The sequence below is a fragment of the Bacillus sp. AFS017336 genome (assembly GCF_002555445.1).
GTDB lineage: Bacteria > Bacillota > Bacilli > Bacillales > Bacillaceae_G > Gottfriedia.
Map to the genome: position 1 here is coordinate 42,622 of NZ_NUCO01000008.1, position 17,025 is coordinate 59,646.

General features: G+C 30.4%; 16 protein-coding genes and 1 pseudogene. 13 read left to right on the top strand and 4 right to left on the bottom strand.

Going from position 1 to position 17,025, the window contains the following annotated elements; translation table 11 throughout:
- Window positions 1-137: 137 nt before the first annotated feature.
- Together CN601_RS03105 and CN601_RS03110 are read left to right on the top strand one after the other, a co-directional pair.
- Window positions 138-767 carry a nucleotidyl cyclase domain-containing protein gene (locus CN601_RS03105; protein ID WP_098170015.1) on the top strand — a complete coding sequence of 210 codons (630 nt, stop codon included), beginning with the start codon at window positions 138-140 and terminating at the stop codon, window positions 765-767.
- Between the two features lie 6 nt (window positions 768-773).
- Entirely contained in the window at window positions 774-1,178 is a 405-nt protein-coding gene (locus tag CN601_RS03110; protein WP_098121191.1) for a GGDEF domain-containing protein, read from the top strand.
- Window positions 1,179-1,257: 79 nt separating this feature from the next.
- Here the strand turns inward: CN601_RS03110 and CN601_RS03115 are convergent, their stop codons facing one another.
- The 4 genes from CN601_RS03115 to CN601_RS03130 form a co-directional block, all read right to left on the bottom strand.
- Complete coding sequence (locus tag CN601_RS03115) at window positions 1,258-1,572, bottom strand: hypothetical protein (RefSeq protein WP_098121190.1); 315 nt, start codon at window positions 1,570-1,572, stop codon at window positions 1,258-1,260.
- A 145-nt stretch (window positions 1,573-1,717) separates the two neighbouring features.
- Complete coding sequence (locus CN601_RS03120) at window positions 1,718-2,266, bottom strand: hypothetical protein (protein WP_098170016.1); 549 nt, start codon at window positions 2,264-2,266, stop codon at window positions 1,718-1,720.
- A 354-nt stretch (window positions 2,267-2,620) separates the two neighbouring features.
- The gene (locus CN601_RS03125; RefSeq protein WP_098170017.1) at window positions 2,621-3,814 is read right to left on the bottom strand and encodes a COG4705 family protein; all 1,194 of its coding nucleotides are present in this window, start codon (window positions 3,812-3,814) and stop codon (window positions 2,621-2,623) included.
- A 952-nt stretch (window positions 3,815-4,766) separates the two neighbouring features.
- Complete coding sequence (locus CN601_RS03130; RefSeq protein WP_098170018.1) at window positions 4,767-6,992, bottom strand: alpha-galactosidase; 2,226 nt, start codon at window positions 6,990-6,992, stop codon at window positions 4,767-4,769.
- Window positions 6,993-7,341: 349 nt separating this feature from the next.
- On the opposite strand from CN601_RS03130, the gene CN601_RS03135 reads away from it, so the two are divergent.
- The 11 genes and pseudogenes from CN601_RS03135 to CN601_RS03185 all read left to right on the top strand — a co-directional run bounded on the left by CN601_RS03135 (window position 7,342) and on the right by CN601_RS03185 (window position 16,956).
- The gene (locus CN601_RS03135; RefSeq protein WP_098170019.1) at window positions 7,342-9,027 is read left to right on the top strand and encodes a DUF6044 family protein; all 1,686 of its coding nucleotides are present in this window, start codon (window positions 7,342-7,344) and stop codon (window positions 9,025-9,027) included.
- Window positions 9,028-9,053: 26 nt separating this feature from the next.
- Window positions 9,054-10,061 (top strand): glycosyltransferase family 2 protein, encoded by a 1,008-nt coding sequence (locus CN601_RS03140; protein WP_098170020.1) that lies wholly within the window; start codon window positions 9,054-9,056, stop codon window positions 10,059-10,061.
- A complete protein-coding gene (locus CN601_RS03145) occupies window positions 10,054-10,491 on the top strand; it encodes a GtrA family protein (protein WP_098170021.1) in 438 nt (145 codons plus the stop codon). Before CN601_RS03140 ends, CN601_RS03145 begins: the two co-directional genes overlap by 8 nt.
- 255 nt (window positions 10,492-10,746) lie before the next feature.
- On the top strand, window positions 10,747-11,289 hold the full coding sequence (locus CN601_RS03150) for an RNA polymerase sigma factor (RefSeq protein ID WP_098170022.1): 543 nt from the start codon (window positions 10,747-10,749) through the stop codon (window positions 11,287-11,289).
- On the top strand, window positions 11,286-11,804 hold the full coding sequence (locus CN601_RS03155; RefSeq protein WP_098170023.1) for a hypothetical protein: 519 nt from the start codon (window positions 11,286-11,288) through the stop codon (window positions 11,802-11,804). Before CN601_RS03150 ends, CN601_RS03155 begins: the two co-directional genes overlap by 4 nt.
- Before the next feature lie 59 nt (window positions 11,805-11,863).
- On the top strand, window positions 11,864-12,331 hold the full coding sequence (locus CN601_RS03160) for a hypothetical protein (protein ID WP_098170024.1): 468 nt from the start codon (window positions 11,864-11,866) through the stop codon (window positions 12,329-12,331).
- 137 nt (window positions 12,332-12,468) lie between these two features.
- Window positions 12,469-12,957 carry a GNAT family N-acetyltransferase gene (locus CN601_RS03165; RefSeq protein WP_098170025.1) on the top strand — a complete coding sequence of 163 codons (489 nt, stop codon included), beginning with the start codon at window positions 12,469-12,471 and terminating at the stop codon, window positions 12,955-12,957.
- 126 nt (window positions 12,958-13,083) lie between these two features.
- Complete coding sequence (locus tag CN601_RS03170) at window positions 13,084-13,638, top strand: NUDIX hydrolase (protein WP_098119690.1); 555 nt, start codon at window positions 13,084-13,086, stop codon at window positions 13,636-13,638.
- A 769-nt stretch (window positions 13,639-14,407) separates the two neighbouring features.
- Window positions 14,408-15,652 carry an MFS transporter gene (locus CN601_RS03175; RefSeq protein WP_098170026.1) on the top strand — a complete coding sequence of 415 codons (1,245 nt, stop codon included), beginning with the start codon at window positions 14,408-14,410 and terminating at the stop codon, window positions 15,650-15,652.
- A 30-nt stretch (window positions 15,653-15,682) separates the two neighbouring features.
- A pseudogene (locus tag CN601_RS03180) lies at window positions 15,683-16,279 on the top strand (uridine kinase family protein).
- A 170-nt stretch (window positions 16,280-16,449) separates the two neighbouring features.
- On the top strand, window positions 16,450-16,956 hold the full coding sequence (locus tag CN601_RS03185) for a DUF3916 domain-containing protein (RefSeq protein WP_098170027.1): 507 nt from the start codon (window positions 16,450-16,452) through the stop codon (window positions 16,954-16,956).
- Window positions 16,957-17,025: the final 69 nt, after the last annotated feature.

Genomic DNA, 17,025 nt, shown 5'->3' on the forward strand with positions numbered 1-17,025 from the left:
ATGGCGCGATCTTACTAAAAGGAATCATTAACAATATTAGTATTGTAACGACATTTATTTTTCTCTTCTCAAATACAATTTGGCAAAAAAGAACAACGAATCCGATTACTCTTCATGAACGGTTCATAAATGGTCTAATGTTTGGTCTATTAGGAATCATTTTATATAGGAGTCCTATTGTTATCGAATTACAAAATAGTTCGCTTGTATATATTGATATGCGGATTATAGCGGTGATTGTCGGAAGTATATTGCTTGGACGAATTGAAATTATGACGATTGTAGCAGTAATACTTGGCGGATTTTACTTATTTAAGCTTCGAGGCAATATTTTTGATGAGAGTAATACGATTCGCTTTATGGTGTTATCAATTTTTGCAATTCTATTAAGCTTTACAAACTGGGAACGAAACAAGAAGCAACGTTTTTTTAATCGAATAATTATTATATTCATACCAATTTTTTATTATTTCTTTGATAAATATACATTAAAACCTCGAGGATCACTTACTAATCAAGGTGAAGTGTTTTTATTGTTATCAGTTTCTTATATAATCGTTTATTTTGCTTGTATTTATTGTTGCAAATACGCGGTAAGATTAGCTGAACAAAGAGTAATGTATACATATGAACTACCAGATAAAAACATACAATTGGAAAGAATAGTTAATCTTGATGGATTAACGAAAATGTTTAACAGACGATTTTTTGATGAACAAATTGAATACCATTGGAATTATTGTCAAAAACACCAGCAACCTATTTAATTAATCATGCTAGATATTGATTTCTTTAAAAAACTGAATGACCATTACGTACATCAAAGAGGCGATAGTGTTTTAAAGCTAGTTGCAACTGCCATACAAGATTCAATCTATCGTTCAGAAGATAATGTTGCCAGGTACGGTGGAGAAGAGTTTGCAATTATTCTTCCAAATACGGACTATGATGGTGCAGTAATTGTTGCCAATCGAATCATGGATTCAGTACGTAAATTAAAGATTGAACATGTAAAATCAGAAAAAGGCTTTGTAAGTATCAGTATGGGACTTATTACAACAACACCAAAACATTTCTTTAAACACGAAAAAATGATTGATGAAACTGATAAACTATTATATGAATCAAAACAAAACGGTAGAGACCAACTAACAAGTAGTCTGAAAGAGGAGTTTTAATGCATTTAAAAATATTAACGAAAAATAATTAATATATACATAAATTAGTGGGCAAAAAACAACCATTTCATAAATTGAATTAGAAATGACTAATTTGCCCTAAAACACTAAAAATCAGAATGATAAAGTAAAAAACGCCTAAAACCATTACTAATCCACCAACATAGTATTTCCTATTTTTGATAGGATTTAAAAGGTCTTTTAAGTCAGTAATCGGTTTTTCTTTCGTTTTCATAGTGTCAAAAAATTGCATACGAATAAATTCAATTGTGGCAAAAACTAGACCAATTAACCCAAAAGTACTAGTGCTAATTTTATGCTGTATCCTTAAATAAATTGCTACAAATATTATTAATGGTAATAATACATAAGTAAAAAATGTCTTTATTTTCATTTGTTTTCACCCATTTTTTAAAATTTAATAAAATCTTTTTGCAAGCCAATTAGTTAAAAAAACTGCAATTGTGGTCTTCGATAAACGTTTTCGTTAGTTAAAGAACTTGTTATATAATTGTGTTCTTAGTTTACTATTTAAATATTTATAACATTTGATTTGCGATTTTGATTATGTCTTTCTTATGCTGTTCAGGAGAAATATTCTTGTTATTGTATCCGATTTCGTAATAAATACCATTTTTTTCAAATGTGAGCGAATTTCCATAATAGTGACCGATTACTCCACCTGCCAGTTTAACCTCCTCGCTGGTACCACTATACTCCACTTCAAAATTGTGAACGGTAATCGTTAAGATAATCATTTCGTCTTTTTCTTTTGAAAATGTTGAAAAATCAACTCTTAATTTTTTTCCATCGTGTTCAATATCATCAATTGTAGAAATTCGAAAAGGCATGGCGTTAAATGGAATATCATTCGGAATTTTTATCTTAAAAGGAAGTGCATCTAATCCTTCTTCTAGTGAGGAAGCTTCATATCTTTCTGGAATGGTTTTTAATTGTTCCTTTGTCATATTTCCCTTTTGTTCAACTTTCTTTAAGTTAGATGTATTTAAAGTACCGTTATTCGTGTGGTTACAACCAAATAAAGAGAGAACTATCAATGCTGAAATTATCCATGTTTTTTTCTTCAAGCCACATTCCTCCTATTTGATGGAGTATTATTAATGTCCCGTTAACAAAATGCTAATATATATCTAATCTATATATATTTCTATGTTATTTAATTAAATCCTTGTTCAATGAAATTGACAGATAATTCTAGAAAATGTTTGTAAACCATTTAGTGACGGAGAAAATAAGCAAGAAGTTGAGTGCTGACTATTATGTAAAACGAAGAAGAAAAGGTCTTCTAAAAAAGTTAAGACACTAGCTTATGAAGTTAAACTTCAAAAACTAGTGTCTTAATCATTATGTTTATGGAAAGAGGAGAGTCTTTAATAAAAAACAAAATTTTTAAATTTCTGCTCCAATTTCGTAAACGATTTTTATTTATTCGCAGCGTCTATTACACTAAGCGAATGATTGATTACAGTTTTACATTTGCTAGCATCTGGATTCGATGTGCGAACGGTTGCTAATACAACATCGATCGTGCCATCAATTTTAGTCCAAGTGGTTCCATCTATTTTTCTAAGTTTAGCCTCTGATTGATCCCATTGATGTTCCAAAGTGTCAGCATCTTTTTTAGCTGTAGTAAAGTTCTTTGTATTCACATCAGTTAGTAGATTATTTTCTATCGTTACAAAATCTGATAATTGTCCTGATAATGTTGTTGCAGTAGTTGCGGCTTTTGATGATAACTTAACATAGCCTCCAATACCAACTGCTAAGAAAATAACCAGTACCAAGATAGTTTGTGTCATAATATTTTTCTTGCGATCGGTTACTTTGTTTGTTTTTGTGGATTCATCTTTTCCTGAAATATCAATTTTTGTAACAGCAAGGAAAACGATGATTGCTAAAATTGCGATTAGAAAAATAATACTTGTACTTGTAGTACCTAATCCTAACCCACCATTCACTTTTGGCTGGGATAGATAATCCCCTAAAGATGCTCCAAGTGGGCGAGTTAGAATATATGCAATCCAAAACGCTAACATCCCATCAAGTTTCAAAAACTTCCAAGCTAAAAATATGCAAAGAATGATTATGATAACTGTTAATCCTGTATTAAAATATCCTAAACCAAGTTGTTCTGAATATAAATCTCCAACTGCAGTTCCTAGTGCAAAAGTGAAAAGAATGGCAAGCCAATAGAAAACTTCTCTTTTTCTTGTGTAAATTGAGTGAATAGATAGTGTTTTTTCACTAAGATACCAAAATAGGAACGTTAATCCTAGTAATACGGAGAAAACAATTGTACTTGTCTCCAGAGGTACTCCCATTGCGTCTGTCAAATTGTCAGTTACCAATGTTCCAAAAACACTGATTAAAACAACAGTTAACCAATAAATACTTGCAGAATATTTATTTGCTTTGAATTGAAAAAATAGTGAGATGAAAAATGCAACACCCATGATAATCGTAGTTGGTCCTAATCCTAAACCAAGGTTAAAATTCAGGAAATCAGCAAAAGTTTCTCCTACAGTTGTACATAAAATTTTGATGATCCAGAAAAAAATTGTGACTTCTGGTACTTTGTTAAGCAATGCTTTCATATTAATTTTGTTTTCCTCCATAATTAAATTCCTTTCATATGATTTAGTTAATTACATTTTTATATTCACAAATAATTATGAAAGGAAAATGAAAATGCGGGTAATTTTATTAAAAATTTTTTAGAGCACATTAATCTTATAATAGAACATTGATTTAATGGATCTTTAGCTTACATTTTTTATGTGTTGAAATAAAATCTAGTCAATATTGAAAAATAACTCGATCATACTCATGAAAGATTTCCATGATCTTAAAATAAAGAATGAGTTAAAAAGAGAAAGGAAAAAAGAAAACTATTAACTCATAAAGGGTTCATGAGTTAAAAAAATAGAGGAAAAGCGAAAATAATTAACTCATAAGAGGCTCATGAGTTAAAAAGAGAGAGGAAAAAAGAAAATAATTAACTCATAAGAGGCTCATGAGTTAAAAAGAGAGAGGAAACTCGAAAATAATTAACTCATAAAGGGTTCATGAGTTAAAAAGAGAGAGTAAATCTGAAAATTATTAACTCATAAGAGGCTCATGAGTTAAAAAGAGAGAGTAAATCTGAAAATAATTAACTCATAAGAGGCTCATGAGTTAAAAAGAGAGAGGAAAAACGAAAATAATTAACTCATAAAGGGTTCATGAGTTAAAAAGAGAGAGGAAATGCAAAAATAATTAACTCATAAAGGATTCATGAGTTAAAAAGACAGAGGAAAAGCGAAAATAATTAACTCATAAGAGGCTCATGAGTTAATAAGAGAGAGGAAAAACGAAATTTATTAACTCATAAAGGGCTCATGAGTTAAAAAAAGAGAGGAAAAGCAAAAATAATTAACCCATAAAGGGTTCATGAGTTAAAAAAGAGAGGAAACCCGAAAATAATTAACCCATAAAGGGTTCATAAGTTAAAAAAAGAGAACTGGACACTAATTGACCAACTCATTGAAAAAGAATCTTCGCGATGAAGATTCTTTTTGGCCAACTCTATTAAATACTAACTAAATAGATAATCTCAGATTGGAAATCACCGAATCGTTTAGCAGTCTTTTTATTAGGACCATTGAATTCAGGGGATAGCGGAATACCATTGTACATTAAATCATTTCCAAAAAAAGTTTGATTTTGGCCACTTATCAAGTAGTTGCGATTTGGATCTAATCCGACCAATTTTAATTTTGGAAACTTAGGTGGATTTGGAGTTGCAAGTATTTTATACCAGCCTATAATTGATTCGCTTTTGTCTTTACTAACTATCATCCAAGCAGCTTCATTTCCTTTGAACGGATTAATCAAACGATAAAAATCACCATTTCTAATTAATGATTGATGTTCTTTGTAAAACAGAATTTGATTTTTAATTTCTAATTTTTCTGCTTCGGAAAGTACAGATAGATTCAATTCGTAACCAAATGTTCCGAACAATGCGACATTTGCCCTCGTTGATAATGGGGTATAACGTTGAGTTTGATGGTTAGGCGATGCAGATATATGAGAACCGATACTTGAAATTGGGTAGGGGAGTGATGTACCATACTGTATTTTAATTCGTTCGATTGGATCGGTATTATCACTGGCCCAAGCTTGTGGGGCATAATAAAGTAAACCAGGATCAAATCGACCTCCACCGCCAGCGCATGATTCGAATAAGACATTTGGAAATTCTGAGATTAATCGTTCGAATAAATCATAAACCCCTAAAATATAGCGATGGAAAAATTCATCTTGTTGATCGGAATTTAGTGAATTTGAATAAGCTTCTGTAATATTTCGATTCATATCCCATTTTATATAGCATAAATTTGTTTCTCGTATAATACTGGCCATTTTATGATAGATTTCTTCTATGACCTCTTTCTTTGAGAAGTCTAATACAAATTGATTTCTTCCTAGTGTAACTGGCCGATTTGGTGTACTAATGATCCAATCAGAATGATTTTTAAACAAATTACTATTTGCACTTACCATTTCTGGCTCAAACCAAAGTCCAAATTTTAATCCTAGTTCATTAATTTTTTGTGCGAAATTTTTAAAACCATTAGGGAATTTCGCAAAATTTGGATACCAATCACCTAAAGAGGTAGAAGCATTATTCCTTTTCCCAAACCATCCGTCATCTAGGACAAATAATTCAATTCCTAATTCCTTTGCATCTTTAGCTAAATTAAGAAGAGTTTCTTCATTAAAATTGAAATAAGTAGCTTCCCAATTATTAATTAAAATTGGTCGATCAGCATTTTTCCATTTTCCTCTTATTAAATGGTTACGATATAGATCATGATAGGTTTGACTCATTCCGCTTAAACCATTTTCAGAATATACCATTACGACCTCGGGTGACTGGAAGTGTTCATTTTCAGATAGTTTCCATGTAAATCGAAATGGATGGATTCCCATTAATACCCTTGTTGTATCATATTGATCGACTTCTATATTGGCTAAAAAATTTGAACTATAAATGAAATTAAAACTATATACTTCACCTTGTGTTTCTGTTGTTTCTTTTCTTTTAAGAGCTATAAATGGATTATGCTGATGTGAACTCGCCCCGCGTATACTAGAGATACTTTGGGTACCTTGTTCTAAAGTTCGTTCCTTTATATGTCGCTCTCTTGCCCAAGTACCACTTAATTGAATCATAGTGAATTCTTTGTCAGGAAAATCAATGGATGCACTCATAAATCGTTCTAAATAAAATGGCTCCACCGATTGATTACATATATACGCACTTCTAGTAATGACAGATAAATTTTTAAAAATTGTATAGGATAATATAAGTTCGGCATTAAGGGTTGAATCTTCTAAAACAATTTGAATGGTTTCTGCATCTTCTTCATTCTCCGTATAAGTAGCTGGTAAACTTTGTAAAAGGGGTTTTCCTTTTGTTATTGAATAGTATTTATAGATGAAATTTGAAATATGGCTTCCATTAAGCTGACGGATACTAAGTGCAGGTTCCCGATAATCAGAAGTTCCATAGACTGGGTATTCCTGTCTTAACGTTTCAAGACTAAATGATGGGTCACCAAAATAATAAGAAGTATAGGTTGTCGCGGTATGATCATTTAGAATCTGAGAAAAATCAGAATGAATATCAATAGCCTTTCCAAAATATAATGACCCTAGATGACCGTTTCTCATTACATAGAACAAATAACTTATTTTTCCATTTGTAAGATGAAACTTTTTTTTATCTTCATCTACAAAAATAAGCATAATAACACCTCAGAGTTTTTTAATTTAATGTTTTTCTAGTAAACGTAATTGACTACATTTAAAGTTAACTTTGTCAAATTGTTATGATACAAACCATTAAAAAATTAATATATTTTACATTTCTACGAAGAAAAATAGAAATTTAAATGAAATTTTATCCTAATTTTCATGAGAATTTCATATTAGGGTTTTATTATTAAATAGTCTTAAATTTTTTCGTTTCATTTTTATAGGATTATTGAATAGTAGTGGACTTTATAAAAGTAAGATTTAAATCGACAGTTAATTTTTGGTGTGAAATTTAAATAATTAAAAATGAAATAAGTAATTGTAAAGTGGTGTAACAAATATGAAATTTTATTCAAGTTGGAGTCAAGAAAAAAAACATTTAGTATTAGCATTCATTTTAATGCTGATCTATCTTTCTCCTTTATTCATTTTAGGAGAAAACGCTCATATAAGAGTTCATGATAATCTGGATTCAAATATAGCATGGTATAAAACACTTAAAAATTCTGGTCAATTATTTGGTGGTTTAAATTCTACAATCCCACAAATCATTAATGGATTACCAAGAAATGCATATGGAACAGAATTTAGTGGGATTCAGTGGCTAAATAATATATTTCCACCAATGCTAGCTTACTCATTTGCCCAAGCAATCACTAGAGTTTTTGCATTTTTGGGTATGTATTTGTTATTAAAAAAACATTTTATAACATTAAAAGAAAACTACATGATTAGAGTATGGGTTTCGCTTGCGTTTGCACTAACTCCATTTTGGCCATCAGGGATGTTAAGTACATTGGGGATGCCATTAGCACTTTGGGCATTTTTAAATATAAGAAGCGGCAAACACAATTGGAAAGATTGGATTACTTTAATTTTATTACCATTCTATTCTAGTTTTGTATTAGGATTCTTTTTCTTTTTAGCATTTATGGGCTTTTTATGGCTAAGGGACGTAATTGTCAAAAAGAAACTGAATTTAGTTTTCTTTTTAAGTATTTTATTAATGACGTTAATGTATTTAGGGATCGAGTATCGTCTAGTTTATTCATTGGTTTTTCCAACTGAACCTACTAGTAGAAATGAATTTGTAAGCTCAACTTTAGGTTTTTGGCATACGGTTCGATTGGTATTCAAGAACTATTTCTTAGGACATACTCATGTTTTGACTCTTCACACTTTAGTCATCGTACCTTTATCATTTATAACGTTTTGGATAATTAGAAATAAAAAGAGAAATATTAGTGAGCGAAGATTTTATTATTTATTTGTCTTAAACTTTTTACTATCTGTTTGGTATGCATTTTGGTTTTATAAAGGATGGAAGCCGTTAAAAGACCATTATCAACTATTAAATACATTTAATTTTGCTAGATTCCATTTTTTAAGGCCATTAATTATTTATATGATGTTTGCAGTTGGTGGCTATCTTTTATGGTTAAAAGGAAAAGGCTGGCGGAAGTTTGTAAAAATATGTCTCGTTGTTCAAGTTCTTGTTATGTTTTGTGCAAATGACGAAATCGTATATCGAGTAGCTGGTAAGCCGTCATATAAACAATTTTATGCAGTTGATCAATTTACAGAAATTGCAAAATACATTGGTAAACCGAAAAATAGTTACCGAGTTGCAAGTATTGGGATTCATCCAGCGATTGCACAATATAACGGTTTTTACACACTTGATACTTATAATAATTTTTATTCTTTAAAGTATAAGCATCAATTTAGAAAAATTATAGCTCCAGAACTTAAGAAAAGTCCCTTACTTGAAAATTACTTCGATCATTGGGGTGGAAGATGCTATATTTTTGTAGCGGAATTAGGGAAAAATTATGAATTCAAAAAGAACTCGAACGTAAGAATTCATCATCTGCAGCTAAATATGAGTGTGTTTAAGAAAATGGGTGGACAATATATCTTTTCTGCAGTACCAATAGATAATGCAAAAAGTAATGATTTAGTATTGAAAAAAACCTTTGATAATAAAAATTCAGCATGGCGAATTTATTTATATGAAGTAAAATAACGGTTGAAATGGAAGGAATAATATATATGAAAAGACCTTTATTAACAATAGTTGTTCCTTGTTATAATGAGGAGGAAGTTTTTAAGGAAACTTCTAATCAACTTTCTCTCGTATTAGAAGATTTAATAGATGACCATTTGATTTCAGATGATAGTAAAATTCTATTTGTAGATGATGGAAGTAAAGATCAAACATGGAAATTAATCGAAAATGAAAGTAATGAAAATTATTATGTTAAAGGATTAAAGCTTTCAAAAAACGTAGGGCATCAGAATGCGCTTATTGCAGGTCTTGAAATTGCTAACAAGCATTCAGATTGTGTGATTTCTATTGATGCCGATTTACAAGATGATATTAATGTCATTCGTACATTTGTAGAAGAATTTATAGATGGATACGATATCGTTTATGGCGTAAGAGATAGTAGAGAAACAGATACTTTTTTTAAGCGCTCAACTGCGCTTGGATTCTATCGATTTATGAGTAAAATAGGGATTAATTTAGTGCCCAATCATGCAGATTTTAGGTTAATGAGTAAACGAGCATTAGATGAGTTATTCAAATATAAAGAGATTAATGTTTTCCTAAGAGGACTAGTCCCACTTGTAGGTTTCCCATCTACAAAGGTCTACTATGATCGTAAGGAAAGATTAGCTGGCGAATCTAAATACCCATTAAAAAAGATGATTTCATTTGCATTTGATGGAATTACTTCTTTTAGTATAGCTCCAATAAGATTCGTTACATTGCTAGGATTTTTATCAATAATCTTTAGTTTAATTGCTGGAGGCTATACAGTTGCACAGCATATTTTAGGAAATACAATTATTGGTTGGCCGTCTTTAATGGTCTCAATTTGGTTCTTAGGTGGAATTCAGCTTATGGGAATCGGAATAATCGGTGAATATATAGGAAAGATTTACCATGAAGTTAAAAAACGCCCAAGATATGCGATTGAAACGGATTTATACTCCACGAACAATTCTTTCGAGTTTCTAAAAGAAGTGGTGCATAATGGGATGAAAGATGAATAGAACCTTTTTTCGTTTTATTGCAGTAGGAGTTTTAAATACGATTGTCGGATTATCTGCAATCTATTTATTACTACATTTACTTGGCTTGTCATATTGGTGGTCTACTTTTTTAGGAAATACAATTGGAGCATGTGTAAGTTATTTATTAAATCGCAAATTTACATTTAAAAGTCAAAGCTCAGTCTCAAAAAGTGTTCCACTATTTATTATTGTCATTTTAGCAAGTTATTTTATTGCCTATAATCTTGGGGCAAAAATAATCGATTTCTCATTAAGCAATACAGATTTTATTTCAGATAAAATGAAAACTGATTTAGCAGTTTTAATTAGCACAGGTTTATACACAATCGTAAATTATTTTGGTCAAAAAATGTTTGTTTTCCATAATAAACGGGAAAATGAAAACTTGGTTGATGAAGAAGGAATATAATCTTATTGAATTTTAGTAATTACTGGGATTAGGAAAAGGTCGTACAACTTTCTCTTCTCATTAAAACTAGTATGTTTAACAAAATCAAAAGTCACTTTAAGTGGCTTTTTTTTGTTTGTCTCCATTAGAAAATACATACTAAATAATCATGTTTTTTAATTAAATTTAATAGAACATAAGTTTATATAAAAAATACCGAACTATAAATTGGTTTCAAGTGTATATAAAGTAAAAGGTATAAAGGGGGGAGATCTAGTGGCTGAAAGTAATAAAAATAGTTTAGAAGAATTGTTTAATAATCACTCTTCATTAGTGTTTCGAACTGCTTACTTTTTGACGAAATCAAAAGAAATGGCTGATGACATAACGCAGGAGACCTTCATTCGCATATTTAAAAAAATGGATTTATTTGATGCTACTAAATCAATTGAACCTTGGATTTATAGAATAACAGTTAATGTTACACGTAATATGATTCGAAAACACAAGATAAAACATATTTTTAGTTTGAATTCTGCAATTTCAACTGACAAAATTGTAGAAAATTCAATTTTAAAAAATGAAATGGAAGATGAACTTTGGAAAGAGATTAACTTGTTACCTTATAAGAGTCGGGAAGTGATTGTGCTTCATTATTATTTAGAACTTAAATTGGAGGAAGTGGCAGCTTCATTAAATATTCCAATAGGAACTTGTAAATCAAGATTAAATTATGCACTTGTAAAATTGAGAAATCGCTTATCCGACAATGAAATTCTTAAAGTTGATCATAGACTAAAAAGGAGTGAATCTAAATGAAGGAAAACGCTCCAATTTCTGAAATTAAAGAGACGCTTAAAGGCAACTTGGATGTACATAACACTACAGTCACATTCCATCAGGTGTGGAATAAGGCGCATGATAAACGAGAAAATAAGCGAACTAGGATCACAATTGCTTTAGGTGTATTCGTTTTATTGTTTCTAACGTTTTCAATGATTAATAAACCTTCTTTTAAAAATTTATTTAATGATTCTAGTGACAGTTCATCTGTACACGAAATGGCTGATACAGTTCAAGATTCTACTATGGCTTATTTACTAATGAATGGAAATGAGTATGTGTTTCAAGGGCATGTTGAAACTAATAAATTTACAATTAAAGAGCAATTAGGGGTTGTTCAAAAAGCAATTAGAGGTGGAGCAGTTTTAAAAGACAATTTTTCTTCTAATATTTTAAATGTAGGCGATAAAATTTATTCTACAAATGAAAATACGAAAGTTCTAATTGTAGAGCAAATGGATGGGACAAAATTAAAATTTTTAGAAAAATGATTGTTTCTCATAAATTGAGTGTTACTTATAATCCAAATAATAGATGGGAGGTATAGCAAATGTCTAAAAGGTTAATTGTATCTCTGCTTTTTATCCTTTTTACTTTTACTGCTTGTTCACAAAATGATAGTTTGAAAGGTGATAAACCTCCAAAAACACATATTCAAATAGGGAATGAAACATATGAAACGAAGCTAGGAACGTATTGTTGGGAGACAAAAGGGCAAGCAGAGTGTGTTGATACGGCTGGACCAATTGAACTATTAAAAGATGAAAAGAAGATTCCAGTAAAAGCTGGCGAAGTTGTAACGATCGTAATGAATTATAGCCCAAAACCGGGAGAAATCCACCTAAATGAGATAGTTAATAATAAGGAAAGCGAAGTAATAATTGAAAATAATCATTTTACTGTACCAACCAAAAAAGGAATCTATTACTATTCTTACGGAGTATATTGGAGGGATAAAAAAGATAAACATGTTTCACATGGTGACGCATTTTATGCTTTTGCTTTAGAAGTGAAATAAGTAAAAAACATACGAGTTTCATTGAAAACTAACCTAATTTAAAAAGTTATTAACAGTTTGGAAAATAGTTAAACAAGGAAAAACAATAAAACATATAGAAATTAGAATATGAACACGACTAACTAGAGGTGAAAATTATGAACTTACGATTAGACAAAGCAACTATCGCAGATGCACAAATCATTTTTGACATGCAAGTAAAAGCCTTTTTACCATTGTTAGAAAAATATCAAGATTTTGATACAAGTCCTGCAAACGAATCAATAGATCGGGTAATTAAGAGGATTAACTATCCTGCAGGAGGTTTTTATAAAATTTTGCACGATGATGTTCTTGTTGGAGCAGTCTGTGTTTATTGGAAGGAAAAAACGCAATTTTGGATTAGCCCGATGTTCATTTTACCAGAGCACCAAGGCTTGGGACTTGCACAAAAGGCAATTCAACTAATAGAGCAGCAATTTCCACAAGCAACTACTTGGGAATTAAGAACATTACTAGAAGAAAGACGAAACTGTCATTTATATGAAAAAATGGGATACAAGCAATCAGGCGAAACAAAACGGTTAAATGAACGCACAACACTTGTAGGCTATAAAAAAATAGTAAATAACGAGATGTATATTTGAACGTGAATTTGTATGGAAATTATTATTTCGGTAATTTCGATATAGTTCTCTGGAATTGCATTTTATGTTAGCTAATTATTTTATTATGGATCGTTTTTTTAAAAGCAAATAATTAGGGAGTTTAATATGCAGAAATGGAAAACGCTAAATTCAGAATATATTTTTAAGACTCCATTTGGAAATTTAAGAAAAGATAGCTGTGAGTTGCCAAATGGAGAAATTATTCAGGATTATTATGTTAATGAATACTCAGACTGGGTTAATGCTATTGTTGTAACAAAAGAGAATAAAATAGTGCTAGTAAACCAATTTAGATATGCTGGCCAAGAGTTTTTTATAGAAATTCCAGCAGGTAAGGCAGAAGTAAACGAAACTTATACTGAAGCCATTTTAAGGGAAGTAAGAGAAGAGACTGGCTATATTACAGAAACTGAACCAATTTTATTAGGTGAGTTTTTTATTAATCCATCAACACAAAATAATAAAGTAATCTCTTATTTAATTTTAGATGCTAATCATGCATTTGAACAAGAACTTGATTCTACTGAATTTATTGAAATTAAATTAGCAGATATAGATGAAGTATTCGCTAAAATAAAGAATGGAGAAATAAATCAACTCTTTACAGTAAGTGCATTTTATTTAGCATTGCAGCATTTAACGAATTTAAAATTAGTTTAAGTTTTCGAGGGGGTAATCCTAAAGGTCAGGAAAACTGACAAATGGGTGTCCCCTTATTTAAATTAAAAAAATTGCTGATTTTATTGATAGTCTACGAAAGCTTTAGGTGCTAAGTTGTACCAAAACCTCGGTCAAAAAAATGAAATGAGGGGTATTTTAGTGATATTTTTTATTTACAGTCGTTTTTTGATCCTTTTTCATAGATTTTAAAAAGATTTCGTAATTATTTTAGTTGGTTTAGAAAGATTTAGAGAAAACTTACTAATTTTCTTTTTATCAGCAGTTAATTCGAACAGTATTTACGTAATAATACCCTAACTGGTATGGGTATTATCAAATTTTTTGGGAATACAAGGGAACTTAATTGCACTTTCCCTATTTTTAATTGCAGATTTGTAAGTTTTAATTGCAGTTTCATTAGTATTAATTGCAGTTTACTGTTTATTTGCATTATCTTATCTGTTAATTGCACATTCCAAACACTTATTTGCACGATCCATGGTTTAATTTGCACATTCCACGTTTATAAGAACACGTTCTTTCACTTCAGTTATTTCTATTTTCATGTTCCGAAGCTTAATTTTTATTTTAACGGATAAACCACTCAACTTTTAAAAGAAATAAAAGCATTCCCATTAAAGTTATACCTTTGTTACATCATCTATTTATTTTGCAAACTAACAATTCAGTAGATTTACCGATGATATAATTAAAATAGATAAGCCATGTTTAATTTAAAATATGAGTTGTGAAAATTTTGGGAGGATGTATGAGTTTAAATAGGTGTTCTAGTCTTTTTAAAAGTCGTAATTTTTTGATGTATTGGTTAAGCTATTTATTTTCTGCATTAGGTGACTCTATTTACTATTTTCTAGTTCCTTGGATGATAAAGGAACTAACAGGTTCTGGTATTATGATGGGGACTTTTTTGCTAGTAGTAGGAGTACCTAGGATTGTGTTTATGCTTATTGGTGGAGTGATTGTAGACCGATTTGATGGAAGAAAAGTTATGATCTTGTCTGATCTACTTCGTTCAATCTTAATTTTAGTTATGTTTTTCCTTCTTATATTAAATAGTATTAATATGACTTATATTTTGATTTTAGGGTTTATTTTTGGAACTGTTGACGCATTTTATTGGCCTGCAGTTACTTCGATTCGACAGAGAGTAATAGAAGACAGTAAAAATGTTCAATCAAATAGTTTATTTGCCGGAACTTGGCAAATCACAGCCTTAATAGGACCAATAATCGGTGCTTATTTATATCAATTTGATAAAGGGAAAACATGTTTTATATTTATTTGTATTACGTTCGCTGTCTCAGCATTAACTTTGATTAAGCTGAAGCTAAAGCCAATAAAGAACGTTTCCAAACCTGATAAGCAATCTACCCTTAAAGGGGAACTTATTTTTGGATTAAGATTCATTTTACATAATCGTTTAGTTCTTACGTTAATCATTACAATGCTTTTTGCTAACGCCAGTTTTAGAATGCTATTTGTTGGATTACCTTTTTTAGCACAATCGTTCGGTGCAAATGAAAATGAGTTTGGCCTGATGCAGTCAATGTTAGGAGGCGGCGGGATCATTATGTCTCTAATTCTAGCTTTTGTAATTATATTAAAAAATCCAAGTCTTAAGCTAATTATGATAGCCGTTTCTCTTCAAGGTTTGGGGCTACTTTTATTAGGATTCGCAACAAATGTTTGGGAAGCAATAATTATTATGGGATTAATTGGCATTGCTTCTGCATTAGTAAGTACAATAGTACCAAGTGTATTTCAAAAAGTTATTCCAGTGGAAGTAATGGGAAGAGTTTCCAGTGTTAATATGATTGTTGCTCAGGGAATTGTACCAATAGCACAAGCATTAGGTGGCTGGTTTATTGAGGTTAGTAGTCCAAGTGCACTTTTTATAACTGCAGGAATCGTAGAAACTTTAACAGGCATAATAGCATTAATGATACCAACGGCTGTAGTACTTAACAATCGAAATAAAAAACATACTGCATAACTGAAAAATAAGATAAAAATAGGAGATTCCATGGATAAAATATTAAAAGAAATAGTTAATTTAATAAATAAAGAAAATAAAAAAATCATAATAGGAATTTCTGGTCATGGTGCATCTGGAAAGACAACGTTTGTACATAATCTATTAAAGCTAATAGGACAAACAGGCGTAAATTATATAAATACTGATCCGTATATTATTGGTTCTAGTCTCAGAAAATACACAAGTATAAACTATGAATATAATAATGAGAGACATCAAGATAAAATGACTGATTGCCACCCGGCTGCTCATAATGTAGAGGTATTAGAAAGAGATATTCTAATGTTGAGAAATGGTAAAGACTTTTATTCGATAGGCACTCGATATGCTAAGAGTGAAATAATATCAAGAAATAATAAAATTAATGTTGTAGAAGGTATGAGTGTCGCTTTCACTGATCCGAGCTTGTATGATTTGAAAATTTACATATATACAGACGGAGAAACGTAATTAATGAGAAGAAGTATTCGCGATGTTACTGAAAGAGGAACGGATCTTGATTACTTAAAAAAATCACATGAAGAGCGCAGAATTCATAACACGGTTGAAATTCAAATAAGAAAAACCAATGTCTGTATTGTATAAAAGGATAAATGTAGAATGACTTTGAGTGAGATTATCTTAAAAAGAAGCATAAAACACTTGAACGATTTAGCAACTTGCACCTATTTACATATACCACAAATTGAGCTAGTTTCAATTTTAGGACGTTATTCAGCATTATATTGAAGTTTTAAATAAAAGAGGGAATTATTATGAGAGAGAAAAAAGTTCGAGGGATTAAACGAAAATTTAATACTTTGATTAAACGAGTTGAAGAAAATACATCGGAGTTTCCAACAGAATTTTACAATGGGTATTGGCATCTACACTTACCAGTTGCTCAAGCCTTTATATGTTCTAACAAAACACCCAAAAAAATCAAACGACTTTGCATACAAACTCTATTAGACCGAGCTGAACATTTAACACAATTAAAACCGAATGATAAAGAAAAATATAGAGTTGTTGTTGCAGTTGATTTACCAGATTTATCTAGTTCTCAAATTATTGTATTTAAAGGTGACTCACATTTTAAAGATTTCTTTAAGAGGGATGATGAATACCAACAATGGCTCCGACTATCTATTAATAGAAACATTCAAACAGAATGGGGATTATCTGTTCGAAATGATTTGAAAATATTAGGTTTTAAAGAATTGATTAATGATGAAGACTACCACTATGAAAGTGAAATCTGGTTTATTGGAGAATTTAAATAATCATAAAGGAACATCTAATTTTATTTGCTTCCATTTATAGAAGAAAAGGACAATACAAAATAAAAATGT